The sequence below is a fragment of the Serratia sp. CY29653 genome, from assembly GCF_052169255.1.
Lineage (GTDB): Bacteria > Pseudomonadota > Gammaproteobacteria > Enterobacterales > Enterobacteriaceae > Serratia > Serratia sarumanii.
In genome coordinates this window covers 150,068-166,512 of the sequence record NZ_JBJNLC010000004.1, presented here as the reverse complement: position 1 = coordinate 166,512, position 16,445 = coordinate 150,068, and the positions used below count along the sequence as shown (strand labels likewise).

Here is a 16,445-nt window from a genome sequence, read left to right as displayed (position 1 = left end):
CGATGGCCGGTTCTTTTTGTCCAATTCTGTACTGATTGATAAACTATAGAAGGAATTTCCATGCCGTTAGTGGTTTACATCCTGGGGCTGACGATCTTTTCGTTGACCACATCCGAGTTCATGGTGGCGGGCATGATGCCGTCGCTGACCCAAGCCTTCGGCGTGTCAGTGACGCAGATCGGCACCCTCATTTCGCTTTATGCGATAGGCATGGTCGTCGGTGGGCCATTGCTCACCGTCGGCCTGCTCAAGCTGCGCGTGCCCAACAAGAAGGCGCTGCTCTGGCTGTTGGGCTTCTACGCGATTGCGCAATCGGTGGCAGCGTCCGCGACAAGCTACGAGATCATGGCCATCGCCCGAGTCGCCACGGGTGTGGCTGGCTCCGCCTGCTTCGGCGTGTCGCTGGCGATCTGTGCCGAGATCGTGGGCATGGCGTCGCGCGGACGTGCGGCGTCCATCGTGGTCGGCGGACTGATGCTGGCAACCGTGCTGGGCGTTCCCGTTGCCACGGTCATCGACCAGCATTGGGGCTGGCGTGCCAGTTTCTGGCTGGTGGTCGCTCTGACCGTGCTGTGCGCGGTGGTCATCACATTCATGGTGCCGCGCGCCAAGGCTTCCGAAACGATCAGCCTCGGCGCGGAATTGGCAGAGTTCAAGAATCGCCACCTGTGGGCGGCCTACGCCACCAGTGGACTGATCATCGGCGCGACGTTCGCGGCCTTCAGCTACTTCGCGCCGATCCTGACCGAAGTGACCGGCTTCGCTGCGTCCTCCATCCCTTGGCTGCTGGGAATCTATGGGGCAGCGAACGTGGTAGGCAATATGGTGGTGGGACGCTATGCGGACAGGCACACCATGCCCATCATGGCGTGGGGCCTGATCGTGCTGGGCGCCACGTTGGCGCTGTTCGCCGTCTTCGCCCAAAGCCAGGCCCTCAGCCTTGCCTCACTGATCGTGATCGGCCTGGTCGGCGTTCCCATGAATCCCGCCATGATCGCCCGTGTCATGAAGACTGCGCATCCGGGCGCGCTGGTGAATACCGTCCATACCTCGGTGATCAACATCGGCTTGGGGGTCGGTGCATGGGTCGGGGGCCTGGGCATTGCGGCCGGTTACGGCGTGCGTTCGCCGTTGTGGGTCGGCGTCACGCTGGCCATTCTCGGGCTCTTGAGCTTGCTTCCCTACCTCGGGAACAGCCGGCGAGATACACAAGCCCCGGCAGCAAGCCGATAGTCGTTGGGCGGGCCGGCTGGGGATCGACATGTGGGGGGGGGGCTCCGCACCCCGATGTTCGGCTGTAGTTCGATAAGCGTAGTGAAGAAGGGAGGACGGATGGAGCTACGCCACTTGCGTTGCTTCTTGGCCGTGGCCGAAGAACTCCACTTCGCCCGTGCGGCGGAGCGGCTGCATATCGAGCAGTCGCCGCTGTCGCGCGCCATCAAGGAACTGGAAGAAGAACTGGGCGTGGTGCTGTTCGCCCGCACCACGCGTAGAACCCGACTAACGCGAGCGGGCACGTTGTTCCTGGCGCATGTGCCGCGCGTCTTCGCAGCCATACAGCAGGCACGGGAGAGCGTGAAGGCGGCCGCCAATGGCTTTCACGGCCAGTTGCGTATCGCTTTGTCCGATGGCATCACGCCTTCGCGGCTACCTGCCTTGCTGGCACTGTGCCGACAGGAGGAACCGGAAGTCGAAATTCGTTTCTTCGAAGTGCCGTTGTCACAGCAGATCAAGGGGCTGCACGACGACCTGTATGACGTAGGGTTCGCCCGTGCCGATGAAGCCGGCGATGGCATCGTCGCCTTGCCCGTCTGGAGCGACCCGCTGATGGTGGCTGTGCCCGCACGGCATCCCCTGCTGACCCACAAGCGCATCCCGCTGGAAGAACTGCTGCGCTACCCGCTGGTGCTGTGCGATCCGCAGGCGTGCGAGGGCCATGCGCGGCAGGTCGAGCGCGTGCTGCGCCGGGTGGACATGGAACCGCTGGTCGCCGAGCGGGTCGCGTCCTGCGACTTGATGATGGCCCTGGTTTCGGCCGGTTTCGCCCTGGGCTTGACTGGCGCCGCGCACATCACCGCCAGCCGGGAGCAAGGCGTGGTGGCACGGCCGCTGGCGGGACGTTCGCCGCTGCTCACGACCTATCTGCTGCGCCTGGATGGCGAACCCTCGGAAACGCTGGCCCGCTTCATCGAGCGCGTGCAGGCCATCGAATCACCCGAAGACAACAGGCCGACATCGGGCCTTGATGCCGACACCCCTGAGGAACCCAAGCCATGAAGAAGGCAATGCTGTTTTCGCTGGCCGTGGTGCTGACCGCCTGCGGCCCCGCCGATACGCCAAAGACGGAAAGCGTGCCAACCGTTGAAGAACTGGCATCCGATCCCGTGCGCCTGAAAGAGCTGCGACAGCAGTGCAAGACCGATCGCGCCACGCTCGGCGACGTGTTGTGCAACCGGGTAGCCGAGGCCACGCGCAAGCGGTTCTATGGTGATGGCAACACACCTTATACGCCGCCGGAGAACCCGCCCAAGTTCTGATCGCTGGCGATTCGCCACGAACTTTTCATTTTCTGCCCGACACGCCGCAATGCGCCTTCGCTTGCGGCGTTTTTCCTTGGCCCGATGCGGCCCTAATTCTTTCCAATTACTCGACCTTTCTTCCGATAACGGTCTTTGACCGGCACCGACCCGGCACCGATCCTCACGCGATGCGGCACGTCCTTGTGCCGCGTGTGAGCGAGGAATCAGCGCAGGAGAAATCGGAGGCCAGTCATGCAAGGTCAGGGCGTGCTGTTCGGGCAGATCGCCGCTGTTTTCAGCATCGTGATCGCCGGCGTATGGAGTGCAACGCAATGGACAGCGGCCGCTCTCGGACATCAAGTACGTCTTGGCTCGCCCTGGTTCGACTTCTTTGGCACGCCGGTCTATCACCCTTGGCGACTGTTCGAGTGGTGGTTCTTCTTCGATGCCTATGCGCCGCACATTTTCGACGTAGGCGGTGCGATTGCCGGCGGTAGCGGCCTACTGGCCGTGCTGGTCGCCATCGCCATGTCGGTGTGGCGCTCACGGCAGGCCAAGCTGGTCACGACCTACGGTTCGGCGCGTTGGGCCGATGCCGCCGACATCCGCAAGGCGGGCCTGACGCAGCCGGCCGGTGTGTTCCTCGGCCAGCATGATCGCCAGTACCTGCGGCATGAAGGCCCGGAACACGTCCTGTCCTTCGCACCCACGCGCTCGGGCAAAGGCGTGGGCCTGGTGGTGCCGACGCTGCTGTCGTGGCCTGCCTCGGCCGTCATCCACGACATCAAGGGCGAGAACTGGCAGATTACGGCTGGCTGGCGTTCGCGCTTCTCGCATTGCCTGCTGTTCAACCCCACCGATGCCAAGTCGGCGGCCTACAACCCGCTGCTGGAAGTGCGGCGCGGTGCGCATGAAGTGCGCGACGTGCAGAACATCGCCGACATCCTGGTCGATCCCGAAGGGGCGCTGGAGAAGCGCAACCACTGGGAGAAAACCTCACATGCGCTGCTGGTGGGCGCCATCCTGCACGTGCTCTATGCGGGCAAGGACAAGACGCTGCGCGGCGTCGCCAACTTCCTGTCCGACCCGGCCAGCCCCTTCGAGCTGACCTTGCACCGGATGATGACCACGCCCCACCTCGGCGATGGCCCGCATCCGGTGGTGGCCTCCGCTGCGCGCGAAGTGCTCAACAAGTCGGACAACGAACGCTCCGGCGTCCTGAGCACCGCCATGTCGTTCCTGGGTCTGTACCGCGATCCCACGGTGGCCGAAGTCACCTCGCGCTGCGACTGGCGTATCGCCGATCTGATTGCTTCCGAGCATCCGGTGTCGCTGTATCTGGTGGTGCCGCCTTCGGACATCAGCCGCACCAAGCCGCTGATCCGGCTGATCCTCAACCAGATCGGCCGGCGCCTCACCGAATCGCTCGATGGCAGCGACGGCATCGACCGCCGCCACAAGCTGCTGCTGATGCTGGACGAGTTTCCGGCGCTGGGCCGTCTGGACTTCTTCGAGACGGCGTTGGCCTTCATGGCCGGCTACGGCATCCGCAGCTTCCTTATCGCGCAGTCGCTCAACCAGATCGACAAAGCCTACGGCCAGAACCATTCGATTCTGGACAACTGCCATGTGCGTGTGACCTTCGCCACCAACGACGAACGCACGGCCAAGCGCATTTCCGAAACGCTGGGAACGGCCACCGAGCTGCGCGCGCAGCGCAACTACGCGGGCCACCGGCTCGCGCCGTGGCTCGGGCATCTGATGGTGTCCCGGCAGGAAACCGCACGTCCGCTGCTCACCCCAGGCGAAGTGATGCAGCTTCCGCCAGATGACGCCGTGGTGATGGTGTCCAGCGTCGCGCCTATTCGGGCGAAGAAACTGCGCTACTACGCCGACGCCAATTTCAAGCGCCGCGTGCTGCCGCCGCCCCCGCTGGCGGACGGGCAGTACGCCGACGCGCCGCCATCGCGCCCCGACGACTGGAGCGGCCTGGCGATTCCGGCCGTGCCTGCCGCGCCGGCCGTGGCACCCGCCGATGGCCTGGGCGGCACCGACGACGGTGGCCCGCGCCGGCAGCCGGAGCTATCCGAGGTTGCCGAGTACCACCCTGAACAAGCGCCAGCCGCCAACGACCTGGCGCTGCTCGATGACGACGACGACTTGCCGCTGCCTGCCTTTGCCGCGCTTCCCGGCCAGCTCGATCCGGCCATGCAGCGCACGGCCCGGCTGGCTTCCCTCGACCCTAACGACGGAATCAACTTATGAGCCAATACCGCCTCAACCTGTTCATCCAGCACGAGCACGCCAAGCGTCTGGACGAACTGGCCGCCAAGAAAGGCGTGTCGAAGTCCAGCATCGTTGCCGCTGCCTTGGCGTCCTGGCTGTCTCCCGACGCGGGCGATCAGCGCGAGGCCGCCATTGCCAAGCGGCTGGATCGCCTGTCGCGGCAGACCGAACGCCTGGAGCGCGACCAGAACATCCAGATCGAAACGCTGGCGCTGTTCGTCCGCTACTTCCTGACCGTCAGCACGCCGGTTCCCGAAGCGCATCAGGAAGCGGCCCGCGCCCAGGGCAAGGCGCGCTTCGAGCAGTTCGTCGAACAGCTTGGCCGCCACCTGCTGCGCGGCCGCAGCCTCGTGCGCGACGTGGTGGAAGAACTGCACCCGGACACCGCACGCATGGATGACGCGGCGGCATTGGCCGAAGCCCATGAACGTGCTGCGGAGCGTGCCTCATGAGCGCCGTTCCGCAGTTCCCGCCCGAGCCACGTTCGTCGGCCGCGACTTCGCTGGATCGCCGCATCCAGATGTTGCGCACGGCAATGGGGCCGCTGATCGCCACCGCGCTCGAAGACCCGGACGTGGTGGAAATCATGCTCAATCCCGACCGTACCCTGTGGGTCGATCGCCTGTCGTCGGGTCGCACGCCGCTGGGCGTCGAACTTCCCGAAGCCGATGGCGAACGCATCATTCGTCTGGTCGCAGCGCATGTCGGCGCGGAAGTGCATCGCGGCCAACCGCTCTTGACCGCCGAGCTGCCCGAAACCGGCGAGCGTTTCGAGGGCATCTTGCCGCCGGCCGCACCCGGCCCGGCGTTCGCGCTGCGCAAGCGCGCCGTGAGCATCATCGGCCTGGATCGCTATGTGGCCGACGGCATCCTGACCGCCGGGCAGGCGGACTTCCTGCGCCGCGCCGTGCGCGAGCGGCAGAACGTCCTGATCGCCGGCGGCACCAGCACCGGCAAGACGACACTCGCTAACGCGCTGCTGGCCGAGATCGCCGCCACCGGCGATCGCGTGCTGGTACTCGAAGACACCATCGAACTGCAATGCGCGGCCCGTGACCATGTACCGCTGCGCACCCGTGCGGGCGTGGTGTCGATGCAGGAGCTGGTGCGCGCCACGATGCGCCTGCGCCCAGACCGGGTGATCGTCGGCGAAGTACGCGGCGGCGAAGCGCTGGATCTCATCAAGGTGTGGGGCACCGGCCACCCTGGCGGCGTCGCCACGATCCACGCCGGCTCCGCGCTGGGCGCGCTGCTGCGGCTGGAGCAACTGATTCTCGAAGTGGCCGTGAACCCGCCGCGTGCGCTGATCGCCGAGGCGGTCAACGTCGTCATCCACATCGCCGGACGTGGCCGCAAGCGCCGCGTTGAAAGCATCGCCCGCGTCGTCGGTTTCGACGCCGCCGGCTACCGGCTGGCGGACGCGCTGGAAGCGCCGTTTCCCGAGCTGCCGCCGGTTCTTCATGCAGCCGCCGCCGCTGCGCCTTCCCCGTCCCCTGACCAACCCTCTGGAGAACTGCCATGACGCCCGTTGATGCTTTCCGTCTTTCCGTAAATCCGCTTTCTCGGCTGCCCATGCTGGCACGGTTGCGCTGCCTGGCCCGTCCCGCCGGACAAGGGCTGCTGCTGGCCGCGCTGATGCTCTTGCTGGCGGGCACGGCGCAGGCCGCCGGTTCCTCGATGCCCTGGGAAGGCCCGCTGCAATCCATCCTGGAGTCGATCCAAGGGCCGGTGGCGCGCATCGTCGCGGTCATCATCATCATCGCCACCGGCCTGGCGCTGGCCTTTGGCGACACGTCGGGCGGCTTTCGCAAGCTGATCCAGATCGTGTTCGGCCTGTCCATCGCGTTCGCCGCGTCCTCGTTCTTCCTGTCGTTCTTCAGCTTCTCCGGCGGGGCCGTCGTATGAACACGGCCAGCGATCTTCCGGGCTTCGAGGTGCCGCTGCGCCGCTCGCTCACCGAGCCGATCCTGCTGGGCGGTGCGCCGCGCACCGTGGCGATCGCCAACGGCACGCTGGCTGCCGCCGTCGGGCTGGGCCTGCAGCTGTGGATTCCCGGTGTCGTGCTCTGGATTGTCGGCCATTCGCTGGCGGTCTGGGGCGCGCGCGTCGATCCGCAGTTCATGCAGGTCTTCGCCCGGCACATCAAGCACAAGCCGCTGCTGGACGTATGAGGGGGATGCCATGCTGAACCTTGCCGAATACCGCCAGCGGCCCGCGCTGCTGGCCGACTGGCTGCCCTGGGCCGGGCTGATCGCGCCGGGTGTCGTCTTGAACAAGGATGGCAGTTTCCAGCGCACGGCGCGCTTTCGCGGACCTGATCTGGACAGCGCTACGCAGGGCGAGTTGATCGCCACGTCGGCGCGGCTCAACAACGCGCTGCGCCGCTTGGGGTCGGGCTGGGCCTTGTTCATCGAGGCCGAGCGCCGGCCGGCGGCGGACTATCCGCATTCCGACTTCCCCGAGCCACTGTCCTGGCTGGTCGATGAAGAACGCCGCGCGGCCTTCGAGGAATCGGGGCATCACTTCGAGAGTGGCTATCACCTGACGCTCGCGTACCTGCCGCCCGAGGAATCGCGCGCCCGCGCTGCCAAGCTGCTCTACGAGAACTCGCCCGGCGATGGTGTGGACTGGCGTGGCCGGCTCGATACCTTCATCGCGGAAACCGATCGCGTCTTCGACCTGCTCGATGGCGTGATGCCGGAAATCGCCTGGCTCGATGACGCTGAAACGCTGACCTATCTGCACGCGACCGTCTCGACACGATGCTACCGCGTGGGCGTGCCCGAAGTGCCGTTTCACATCGACGCGCTGCTGGCCGACTCCGCGCTGGTCGGTGGCCTGGCGCCCGTGCTGGGCGACCAGCACCTGCGCGTGGTGTCGGTGCGTGGCTTTCCGACTTCGACCTGGCCGGGGATTCTGGACGACCTCAACCGCCTGGGCTTTGGCTACCGCTGGAGCACGCGCTTTGTCTGCATGGACAAGGCCGAGGCGGAAAAGGAACTCGGCCGCCTGCGCCGTCAGTGGTTCGCCAAGCGCAAGAACGTGGTGGCGCTGCTGCGCGAAACCATCTTCCAGCAGGAAAGCCCGCTGGTCGATACCGACGCCAGCAACAAGGCGGCCGACGCCGACGCCGCCTTGCAGGAGCTGGGCAGCGATCAGGTCGCGTTCGGCTATCTCACCGCCACGGTGACGGTGCTCGATGCCGACCCGACCCTGGCCGACGAGAAGCTGCGCATGGTGGAGCGCGTCATCCAGGGCCGGGGCTTCGTCACCATCCCCGAAACCCTCAATGCCGTCGATGCGTGGCTGTCGTCCATTCCCGGCAATGCCTATGCGAACGTGCGCCAGCCCATCGTCTCGACGCTGAATCTGGCGCACATGATGCCGCTGTCGGCGGTGTGGGCCGGGCCGGAGAAGAACGATCACCTCGACGGGCCGCCGATGATCGTGACGCGCACCGATGGCGCGACGCCGTTCCGGCTGGTGACGCACATCGGCGACGTGGGGCATACGCTGGTCGCTGGCCCGACCGGCATGGGCAAGTCGGTCCTGCTCGCCAAGCTGGTCTTGCAGTTCCGCCGCTACTTCGGCTCGCGGGTCTTTGCCTTCGACATGGGCCGCTCGATGCGCGCCACCATCCTCGGCCTGGGCGGCGAACACTACGACCTGGGCGCCGATGGCGGCATTGCCTTCCAGCCGCTCGCGCGCATCGACCATGAGGGCTACCGCACCTGGGCGGCCGAATGGGTGGAAGGCCGCTTGCTGCATGAAGGCGTGACCGTCGGCCCGGACGAGAAAGCGGCGATCTGGTCGGCGCTGGGCAGCCTGGCCGGGGCGCCGGTGGAGCAGCGCACGATGACCGGGCTTTCCGTGCTGCTGCAATCCAACGCGCTGCGACAGGCGCTCGCCCCGTATGTGCTCGGCGGCGCGCACGGCAAGCTGCTGGACGCGGACGCCGACCGTCTTGGCCTCGGCGCCGTGCAGGGCTTCGAGATGGAAGAACTGATGCACAGCCCCGCCGCTGTGCAGGCAGTGCTGCGCTACCTGTTCGCCCGCTTCGATGAGCGTTTCGACGGCGCACCCACGCTGCTGATCCTCGATGAAGCCTGGCTGTTCCTCGATGAGCCGTCTTTCGCCGCCCGCATCCGGCAATGGCTCAAGACGCTGCGCAAGAAGAACGTCAGCGTCATCTTCGCCACGCAATCGCTGGCCGACATCAAGGATTCGACTATCGCGCCAGCCATCATCGAGAGCTGCGCGAGTCGGATTTTCCTGCCGAATCCGCAGGCGACCGAGCCGCAGATTCGCACGATCTACGAAGGCTTCGGGCTCAACAGCCGTCAGATCGAGATCGTCGCCACCGCGCAGCCCAAGCGCGACTACTACTACCAGTCGCGCCTCGGCAACCGCCTGTTCGACCTCGACCTGGGGCCGGTGGCGCTCGCCTTCGCGGGCGCATCCACCCCCCAAGACCAACGCGACATTGACCGCGTGCTTGCACAAGCCGGCGCTCCCGGCTTCGCGGGCGCGTGGCTGCGCCATCGCGGCCTCGACTGGGCCGCCGACCTGCTGCCGTCCGCACCGGCGGCTGCTTCCTTCTTGTCCCAACTATCGGAGAACCAGCCATGAAAAAGCGTCTTCTCGCCGCCACTGTCGCGGCCATGCTCTGCACCGTCTCTACCGTCCAGGCGCAATGGGTCGTGGTCGATCCCACCAACCTCGTCCAGAACACGCTGACGGCGATCCGCACGATGGAGCAGATCAACAACCAGATCCACCAGCTCCAGAACGAAGCGCAGATGCTGATGAACCAGGCGCGCAACCTGGCGAATCTCGACTTCAACATCGTCAACCGGCTGCGCTCTACGCTGGCCACCACCGAACGCCTGATCGCCGAGGCACAGGGACTGGCCTACGACGTGACGAACATGGATCGGGAGTTCGCCCGCCTTTATCCCGAGCAGTACGCCGCCACCGTCAGCGGCGACCGCATGGCGCAGGACGCCCGCGAGCGTTGGCAGAACACCTTGAACGGCCTGCACACCGCGATGCGGATGCAAGCCCAGGTGTCGCAGAACCTGGCGCAGGACGAAAGCGCGCTGGCCGACCTCGTGAGCCAGAGCCAGTCGGCCACCGGCGCGCTGCAAGCCATGCAGGCGACCAACCAGCTTCTCGCGCTCCAGGCCAAGCAGTCGATCCAGGCGCAGCAGCTCCAGATCACGCAAGACCGGGCCGCTTCGCTGGAACTCGCGCGGCAGGCGGCGGCCACCGAGCGCGCCCGCGAAGTGCGCAGGCGCTTCCTTGGCACCGGCACGTCGTACACGCCGCAGTCCGTCAATTTCTACCCCAACAACTGACGGAGGCGGCCATGCGATGCGCTTGTGTCCTGCTGGCCGTGCTGCTGACCGCTTGCGGCCAGCAGCCGGCCGAGAACCTGGCCGACGCCTTGGCCGCCGATCCCGTGCGGCTCAAGGCGCTGCGCGGGCAATGCGCGGCTGACCGGCAGGCCGTGGGCGAGGACGCCTGCCGCGCCGCCGCCGAAGCCTTCCGGCAGCGCTTCTTCGCAGGCCATACCGGGCCGGACGAGTACGACTCGCTGGCCGAACTGCCGCCAATCCCGCCGAGCTTCGATACACCCGACGACGACATGCAAGAAGGCAACGCGCCGCTCGCCCCACCGGAGGACACGCCATGAACGACGTGACCATCATCGACCGCTTCCTCGATACCTTCTCGCGCTACATCGACTCGGGTTTCGGCCTGCTGCAAGGCGAAGTGGCGTTCCTGACCGCCACGCTCATCGTCATCGACATGACCATCGCCGGCCTGTATTGGGCCATGAGCCACGCCACCGGCCAGGGCGAGGACGTGATCGCCAAGCTGCTGCGCAAGGTGCTCTACGTCGGTGCGTTCGCCTACATCATCGGCAACTTCAACTGGCTGGCCGGCATCGTGTTCCGCTCGTTCGCCGGCCTGGGGATTACGGCCACCGGCTCGGCCATCACGATGGAGAACTTCCTGCAACCGGGGCGGCTGGCGAAGACCGGCATCGACGCGGGTGCGCCGATTCTGGAACAGATCGGCGACATGGCTGGCTTCCCCGAAGTGTTCACGAACATCGACCCGATCGTGGTGATGTTCCTGGCGTGGCTGGTCGTCATCCTCTGCTTCTTCGTGCTGGCCGTGCAGCTTTTCATCACGCTGATCGAGTTCAAGCTGACCACGCTGGCGGGCTTCGTGCTGGTGCCGTTCGCCTTGTGGAACAAGACCAGCTTCCTGGCCGAGAAGGTGCTGGGCAACGTGGTATCGGCCGGGATCAAGGTGCTGGTGCTGGCCGTGATCGTCGGCATCGGCTCGGGGCTGTTCGCCGAATTCCAGACCGTGCCGGATGAGCCTTCCATCGACCATGCCCTGGTGGTGATGCTGGCCTCGCTCGCGCTGCTGGCACTGGGCATCTTCGGCCCCGGCATCGCCACGGGCCTGGTGTCCGGTGCGCCGCAGCTTGGCGCGGGCGCGATGGCCGGTGCCGCTGTCGGCGCTGTCGGCACGGGCGTTGCCATCGGTGCCGCCGCGACCGGCGTAGGTGGTGCCGTAGCAGCCGGGGCGCGCATGGCGCCAGCCGCCGCCAAGTTGGCCGGCGCTGGGGCGCGTGCCGCCACGTCGGCGGCAGGCAGCGCCCGGTCGGCGTTCCAGGCCGGCTCCGCCGCTGCGGGCGGCGGGGCCAAAGGCGCGGCGGCTGGTCTTGGCAACATCGCCAAGACCGGCGCACAGGCCGCTGGCCGCCGTGCCGCGTCGGGCGCGTCCGCCGCCGGGCAGAAGATGACCAGTTCCTTCCGTTCCGGCTGGAACGGATCTTCGGGCGATGACGGCGCAGGGGCCGCGTCCGGCCAATCCGCCGCAGGCGACGGCGCGGACGGCGCCGCCGGCTCGCAGAAGCAAGAGCAGCCCGCCTGGGCCAAGCGGATGCACCGCCGCCAGCAGATCACCCATGCCGCGACCACCGCCGCCCACACGCTTCGCGGTGGCGACGGCGGCGGCTCGGGGCAAGGCCCGAGCCTGCGCGATTCCGATACCTGACCACCAAGGAGAACCCTTATGCGATTCAAGCGACCGCAGGTGCGCTATGCCGATACGCCGCAGCCTGCCACCCCGTATCAAGCCGCCGCCCAGGTGTGGGACGAGCGCATCGGCTCGGCCCGCGTGCAGGCGAAGAACTGGCGTTTGATGGCCTTCGGTTGCCTGGTGCTGGCGCTGCTGATGGCCGGCGGCCTGGTCTGGCGCTCGGCGCAGTCCATCGTGACGCCCTACGTCATCGAGGTCGATCAGGCCGGACAAGTGCGTGCGGTCGGCGAGGCCGCCACGCCATACAAGCCGGCTGATGCGCAGATCGCCTACCACTTGGCGCACTTCGTCAGTCTGGTGCGCTCGCTGTCCATCGACCCCATCGTCGTGCGGCAGAACTGGCTCGATGCCTACGACTACACCACCGACCGCGGCGCGGCCGTGCTCAACGATTACGCCAGCAAGAACGATCCGTTCGCCCGCGTCGGCCGCGAGTCGGTGACGGTGCAGATCACCAGCGTCACGCGCGCGAGCGATGCCTCGTTCAACGTCCGCTGGACGGAACAGCGGTACGTCAACGGCGCACCCGCCGGCACCGAACGCTGGAACGCGGTGCTTTCCACCGTCCTGCAAACCCCGCGCAGCGAGCAGCGCCTGCGCAAGAACCCGCTGGGTATCTACGTCAACGGCCTGTCGTGGAGCCGCGAACTGGATTCTTCCGAAGGAGCCAAGCCATGAACCTGCCTTTCCGCTTTTACGCTTTGCCGTTGATCCTGCTGGCCTCGACTGTCCTGTTCTCGGGCTGCGCCACTCAGGGCAAGCCGCCGCCAACCATCTCGCTCGATGAGCCGGTGCAGGCCCAGCCGCTGCCCGAACCGCCCCAGCCGGTGGAGGTTGTTGCCATTCCCGAGCCGCTGGCGCTGCCGGCGCAGCTAAAGCCGCTGCCGGAGGTGGACGAGGCCAAGCCCGCGCCGGAACCGGCCGACGAGACCGTGCGCGTGTCGAAGGCCAATGCAGAGGCGCGCATCGCGCCCACACGCGAAGGCTACGTCAATGCGATTCAAGTCTGGCCCTTCACCGATGGCGCGCTCTATCAGGTCTATGCCGCGCCGGGGCGTGTGACCGTGGTTTCGCTCCAGCCGGGCGAGGAACTGGTGACGGTGGCCGCCGGCGACACCGTGCGCTGGATCGTCGGCGACACATCCAGCGGTGCCGGCGACGAGCTGCGCGTCAATGTGCTGGTCAAGCCCGTGCGTTCGGGCCTCAAGACGAATCTGGTCATCACCACCAATCGCCGCACCTATCTGCTGGAGCTGACCTCGACCGAGCGCGCGTGGATGGCATCCGTCTCCTGGGACTACCCGCGCGACCGGATGCTGGCGTTGCAGCGCCAGGCACAGGCGGCCAACGCCGCCGCGCCGGTTGATGCCGGCCTGTCGCTGGAGCGCATCCGCTTCCGCTACGCGATCAGCGGCGGCAAACCGTCGTGGAAACCGCTGCGCGCCTTCGATGACGGCGAGAAGGTCTATATCCAGTTCCCGGCCGGCATCGCCCAGGGTGAGCTGCCGCCCTTGTTCGTCATCGGCGCGCAAGGTGACGGACAACTGGTGAACTACCGTTTCCGCTCGCCGTACTACATCGTGGATCGCCTGTTCGGCGCGGCCGAACTGCGCCTGGGTGGGGACAAGGGCGACGTGGTGCGGATCGAGCGCACCGACGGCGTGGCGCGGAGGAATTGAGCATGAGCCAGGACGACACTCCCGACCTTGCCATCCCGCAGGCGGACAAGGTGGCCCCGGAAACGGTGGCGCTGCGCGCCCAGCCGCGCCCGGTCACGCGCTTGAACCGGCGCGTGCTGGCGATCCTCGCCGGCGGCCTGTCGGTGGCGGTGCTGGGCGCGCTGATGTGGTCGCTGCAACCGCAGCGGCGCGGCGCAGGCGAATCCACCGAGCTGTACAACGTCGATCGCGTTTCGCGCTCCGAAGGACTGGAGCGGCTGCCGACCGACTATTCCCAACTGCCGCCCGCCTTGCCGCCCGAGATGCCGGAACTTGGGCCGCCGCTGCCGGGCGATCTTGGCCCGGCCATCGTCAATGCACAGCAGCAGCCGACGGTCGGCTACGCGCCGCCAGGCCACGACCCGGCCGAGGCCGAGCGCCTGGCCCGGTTGAAGGAGGCCGAGGAAGCGGCCGCATCGTCGGTGTTCTTCCGCACGGGCACGCAAGGCGCCGTGCCGGTGGCGCAGTCGCAGGTCGCCGCTGCGCCGGGCTTCTCTGCCAATGCGGCCTTCGATCCGATGGCGGCCGGGCCGGCCTCGACGGCGGCCCAGCCCGCCGATCCGACCACCGTACAGAACCGGCAGGAACAGAAGGAGGCGTTCCTGCAAGGCGCTTCTACGGAAACCCGCAATTCCGGCAACCTGACCCTGCCGGCTTCGCCGTATCAGGTCATGGCCGGGACGGTGATCGCCGGCGCGCTGGTGACGGGCATCAAGTCAGACTTGCCGGGCGACGTGATCGCCACGGTCACGGAGCCGGTCTATGACACGGCCACGGGCAAGTTCCTGCTGATCCCGCAGGGTTCGCGCATCCTCGGCCGCTACAACAGCCAGGTCAGCTACGGGCAGAGCCGCGTTCAAGTCGTCTGGAACCGGATCATCCTGCCGGACACGTCTTCGCTCACGCTCGACAACCTGGTGGGCACCGATCCGGCCGGCTATGCCGGGCTGGAAGACGACGTGGACTACCACTGGGGCCGCATCTTCGCCGGGGCGGCGCTGACGACGCTGCTGGGCGTCGGCGCCGAACTGGCCGCGCCGGAGAACCGTCAGGACGGCGATCGCATCATCATCGCCGGGCGCGACAGCGCGCAGGACAGCATCAATCAGGTCGGCCAGGAGATGACCCGCCGCAACATGAACATCCAGCCGACCTTGACCAGTCGGCCGGGCCTGCCGGTGCGGATCATCGTTGCGCGCGATTTGACGCTTCGCCCCTACCAGCCGCTCATGTTCAATCGAGGAACATCACGATGAGCACGCCAACCAAGAAATTGCGGCTGGGGCCGCTGCCGTCCAGCAGCAGCGTCAAGCTGACTTTTACATGCCCGGCCAGTCTGAAAGACGAACTCGACCGCTATGCGCAGCTCCATGCGCAAACCTATGGCGAATCTGTCGATGCAGCGACGCTGATCCCGCACATGCTGGAAGCCTTCATGGCGGGGGATCGGGGATTCAGGAAAATCCGAAAATAGATATATAAATTTAGCATCTTAAGAGGACTCGGAACTCATCTCCAATCCGAGCTTAGCTCTGACTCTATAACTGGCAAGTACCTATAAACTTGCTCTCGATCACTATTTTTCTCTTCATCGCTTAGGCTTGTATATGGGGTGGCTATTTGCTTTTCCCAACGCTCTGCAAGCTTGGCGGGAATTATAAGCGAGCCATCTTCTTGACGCACACATTGCTCATGCAGATAGCTTTGCCAATGAGCCCAGCGTTCATGTTCAATAGCGGCTAGTTTCTCTATGAGATCTTTGCGTGACAATAGAGATAAGTTGTCTGTCATTTCAAGACCTATATTAAGCCTTCTTTTACGAGATTCCAATAATGCTGACCTAACACTGTTAACTCGCAAGCTTTTCTCTGCATGGCAGCGTGCCACATATGGGGTGCGCCAACAGGCCGAACAAGATTAACTTTTACATATCGCTGAAGGATGGCGAATATAGCGTTATTCACTGGATTGGGCGCTGGAATGGTTGGGTCATTGCGCTGTTCCTCGGAGCGTTCCGGCTCATATGAGGGATCTAGGGGTAATTGATAATCTGCACTCGGGAAATGCCTTATTATGGCCTGGAGATCGGCCAGGCCAATTGGAGGTGCAGCCTTCCTTAGAGAAACAAAAGTTTTAACGTTTGTCTTAAATACAGGACGCTGCGCCCATGGGCCAAGTGATTGATCAATGTGAGCGTAGACGCTACCTGGGGTAACATCGCCAACAAGGTTCGCAGCAGCCCCGCCAAGCGCATCAACAAATAAGTTTGTAAAAACACCAGAGCCGCCGCCCGGAGCTTCCATGGCATATTGCTCTGCTGTTGATGCAGTGAGGATTGTTGTTCCTTCTTTTATTTCAGCAAATCCGGCCAGATTCGAGGTGTCTCCTGCAATACCACTATGGCAGCTGTCCAGAATAATGACTTTATTCTTTGCCCTAGAGTTGTTGGCTAGAGTCATAACTTCCGACAAAGCAAGTCCATCATCGCCCGTTCTGCAATCTCCTGCGCAAAGGAAGCCGCCGGTATCCTCAATGTATCCATGCCCGGCAAAATAGAACAGCGCAATATCTGCATCGCCGCTAAAAAGCTCTCGTACAGCATCTTTGAGGAAATGCTTTTCAACAATGTCGGCTGGACCTGTTCCAGTTATCACTCGGGGAGTTGCAAAATTGACAGTCCCATCGGCGTGTCGCTCCAAAACCGCCTTGACAGAGTGGGCATCGTTAACGCAGCCGCTGAGGGAATTTATATTTGCGTAATGATCAATCCCTACTATTAGTGCTTTGCGCATGACCTTGA

18 protein-coding genes are annotated in these 16,445 nt (G+C 65.2%); 16 read left to right on the top strand and 2 right to left on the bottom strand.

Translation table 11 applies throughout. The features are described 5' to 3' along the window. Positions 1–60 precede the first annotated feature (60 nt). The 16 genes from ACJ8HN_RS18980 (at position 61) to ACJ8HN_RS18905 (ending at position 15,119) form a co-directional block, all read left to right on the top strand. Positions 61–1,233 (top strand): MFS transporter, encoded by a 1,173-nt coding sequence (locus tag ACJ8HN_RS18980; RefSeq protein ID WP_033938322.1) that lies wholly within the window; start codon positions 61–63, stop codon positions 1,231–1,233. 99 nt (positions 1,234–1,332) lie between these two features. Beyond that, positions 1,333–2,277 carry a LysR family transcriptional regulator gene (locus tag ACJ8HN_RS18975; protein ID WP_442523819.1) on the top strand — a complete coding sequence of 315 codons (945 nt, stop codon included), beginning with the start codon at positions 1,333–1,335 and terminating at the stop codon, positions 2,275–2,277. Then, positions 2,274–2,537: an EexN family lipoprotein gene (locus ACJ8HN_RS18970; protein WP_033938320.1), complete on the top strand. Its 264-nt coding sequence runs from the start codon at positions 2,274–2,276 to the stop codon at positions 2,535–2,537. Before ACJ8HN_RS18975 ends, ACJ8HN_RS18970 begins: the two co-directional genes overlap by 4 nt. A gap of 234 nt (positions 2,538–2,771) precedes the next feature. After that, on the top strand, positions 2,772–4,784 hold the full coding sequence (locus tag ACJ8HN_RS18965) for a conjugal transfer protein TraG (protein WP_033938319.1): 2,013 nt from the start codon (positions 2,772–2,774) through the stop codon (positions 4,782–4,784). Beyond that, complete coding sequence (locus ACJ8HN_RS18960; RefSeq protein ID WP_033938318.1) at positions 4,781–5,257, top strand: ribbon-helix-helix protein, CopG family; 477 nt, start codon at positions 4,781–4,783, stop codon at positions 5,255–5,257. The genes ACJ8HN_RS18965 and ACJ8HN_RS18960 overlap by 4 nt, the downstream gene beginning before the upstream one ends. Continuing rightward, positions 5,254–6,327, top strand: a complete 1,074-nt coding sequence (gene trbB / locus ACJ8HN_RS18955) for a P-type conjugative transfer ATPase TrbB (RefSeq protein WP_033938317.1) — start codon at positions 5,254–5,256, stop codon at positions 6,325–6,327. Before ACJ8HN_RS18960 ends, trbB begins: the two co-directional genes overlap by 4 nt. Further along, the gene (locus tag ACJ8HN_RS18950; RefSeq protein WP_033938316.1) at positions 6,324–6,710 is read left to right on the top strand and encodes a TrbC/VirB2 family protein; all 387 of its coding nucleotides are present in this window, start codon (positions 6,324–6,326) and stop codon (positions 6,708–6,710) included. The genes trbB and ACJ8HN_RS18950 overlap by 4 nt, the downstream gene beginning before the upstream one ends. Beyond that, positions 6,707–6,976, top strand: coding sequence for a VirB3 family type IV secretion system protein (locus tag ACJ8HN_RS18945; protein WP_033938315.1), 270 nt, complete (start codon positions 6,707–6,709; stop codon positions 6,974–6,976). The genes ACJ8HN_RS18950 and ACJ8HN_RS18945 overlap by 4 nt, the downstream gene beginning before the upstream one ends. Positions 6,977–6,986: 10 nt before the next feature. Next, complete coding sequence (gene trbE / locus ACJ8HN_RS18940) at positions 6,987–9,434, top strand: conjugal transfer protein TrbE (RefSeq protein WP_033938314.1); 2,448 nt, start codon at positions 6,987–6,989, stop codon at positions 9,432–9,434. Continuing rightward, complete coding sequence (gene trbJ / locus ACJ8HN_RS18935; RefSeq protein ID WP_033938313.1) at positions 9,431–10,162, top strand: P-type conjugative transfer protein TrbJ; 732 nt, start codon at positions 9,431–9,433, stop codon at positions 10,160–10,162. Before trbE ends, trbJ begins: the two co-directional genes overlap by 4 nt. A gap of 11 nt (positions 10,163–10,173) precedes the next feature. After that, positions 10,174–10,500, top strand: a complete 327-nt coding sequence (locus ACJ8HN_RS18930; protein ID WP_033938311.1) for a hypothetical protein — start codon at positions 10,174–10,176, stop codon at positions 10,498–10,500. Then, positions 10,497–11,882 (top strand): P-type conjugative transfer protein TrbL, encoded by a 1,386-nt coding sequence (gene trbL, locus ACJ8HN_RS18925; protein WP_058201252.1) that lies wholly within the window; start codon positions 10,497–10,499, stop codon positions 11,880–11,882. The genes ACJ8HN_RS18930 and trbL overlap by 4 nt, the downstream gene beginning before the upstream one ends. An 18-nt stretch (positions 11,883–11,900) precedes the next feature. After that, the gene (gene trbF / locus ACJ8HN_RS18920) at positions 11,901–12,605 is read left to right on the top strand and encodes a conjugal transfer protein TrbF (RefSeq protein ID WP_033938308.1); all 705 of its coding nucleotides are present in this window, start codon (positions 11,901–11,903) and stop codon (positions 12,603–12,605) included. Then, the gene (gene trbG, locus ACJ8HN_RS18915; protein ID WP_033938307.1) at positions 12,602–13,606 is read left to right on the top strand and encodes a P-type conjugative transfer protein TrbG; all 1,005 of its coding nucleotides are present in this window, start codon (positions 12,602–12,604) and stop codon (positions 13,604–13,606) included. Before trbF ends, trbG begins: the two co-directional genes overlap by 4 nt. Positions 13,607–13,608: 2 nt before the next feature. Next, complete coding sequence (locus tag ACJ8HN_RS18910; RefSeq protein ID WP_033938305.1) at positions 13,609–14,901, top strand: TrbI/VirB10 family protein; 1,293 nt, start codon at positions 13,609–13,611, stop codon at positions 14,899–14,901. Further along, positions 14,898–15,119, top strand: coding sequence for a DUF2274 domain-containing protein (locus ACJ8HN_RS18905; RefSeq protein ID WP_033938303.1), 222 nt, complete (start codon positions 14,898–14,900; stop codon positions 15,117–15,119). Before ACJ8HN_RS18910 ends, ACJ8HN_RS18905 begins: the two co-directional genes overlap by 4 nt. 35 nt (positions 15,120–15,154) lie before the next feature. On the opposite strand, the gene ACJ8HN_RS18900 is transcribed toward ACJ8HN_RS18905, so the two are convergent. Further along, complete coding sequence (locus tag ACJ8HN_RS18900; RefSeq protein ID WP_071540639.1) at positions 15,155–15,436, bottom strand: hypothetical protein; 282 nt, start codon at positions 15,434–15,436, stop codon at positions 15,155–15,157. 8 nt (positions 15,437–15,444) lie between these two features. Further along, positions 15,445–16,437, bottom strand: coding sequence for a caspase family protein (locus tag ACJ8HN_RS18895; RefSeq protein ID WP_071540640.1), 993 nt, complete (start codon positions 16,435–16,437; stop codon positions 15,445–15,447). Positions 16,438–16,445: the final 8 nt, after the last annotated feature.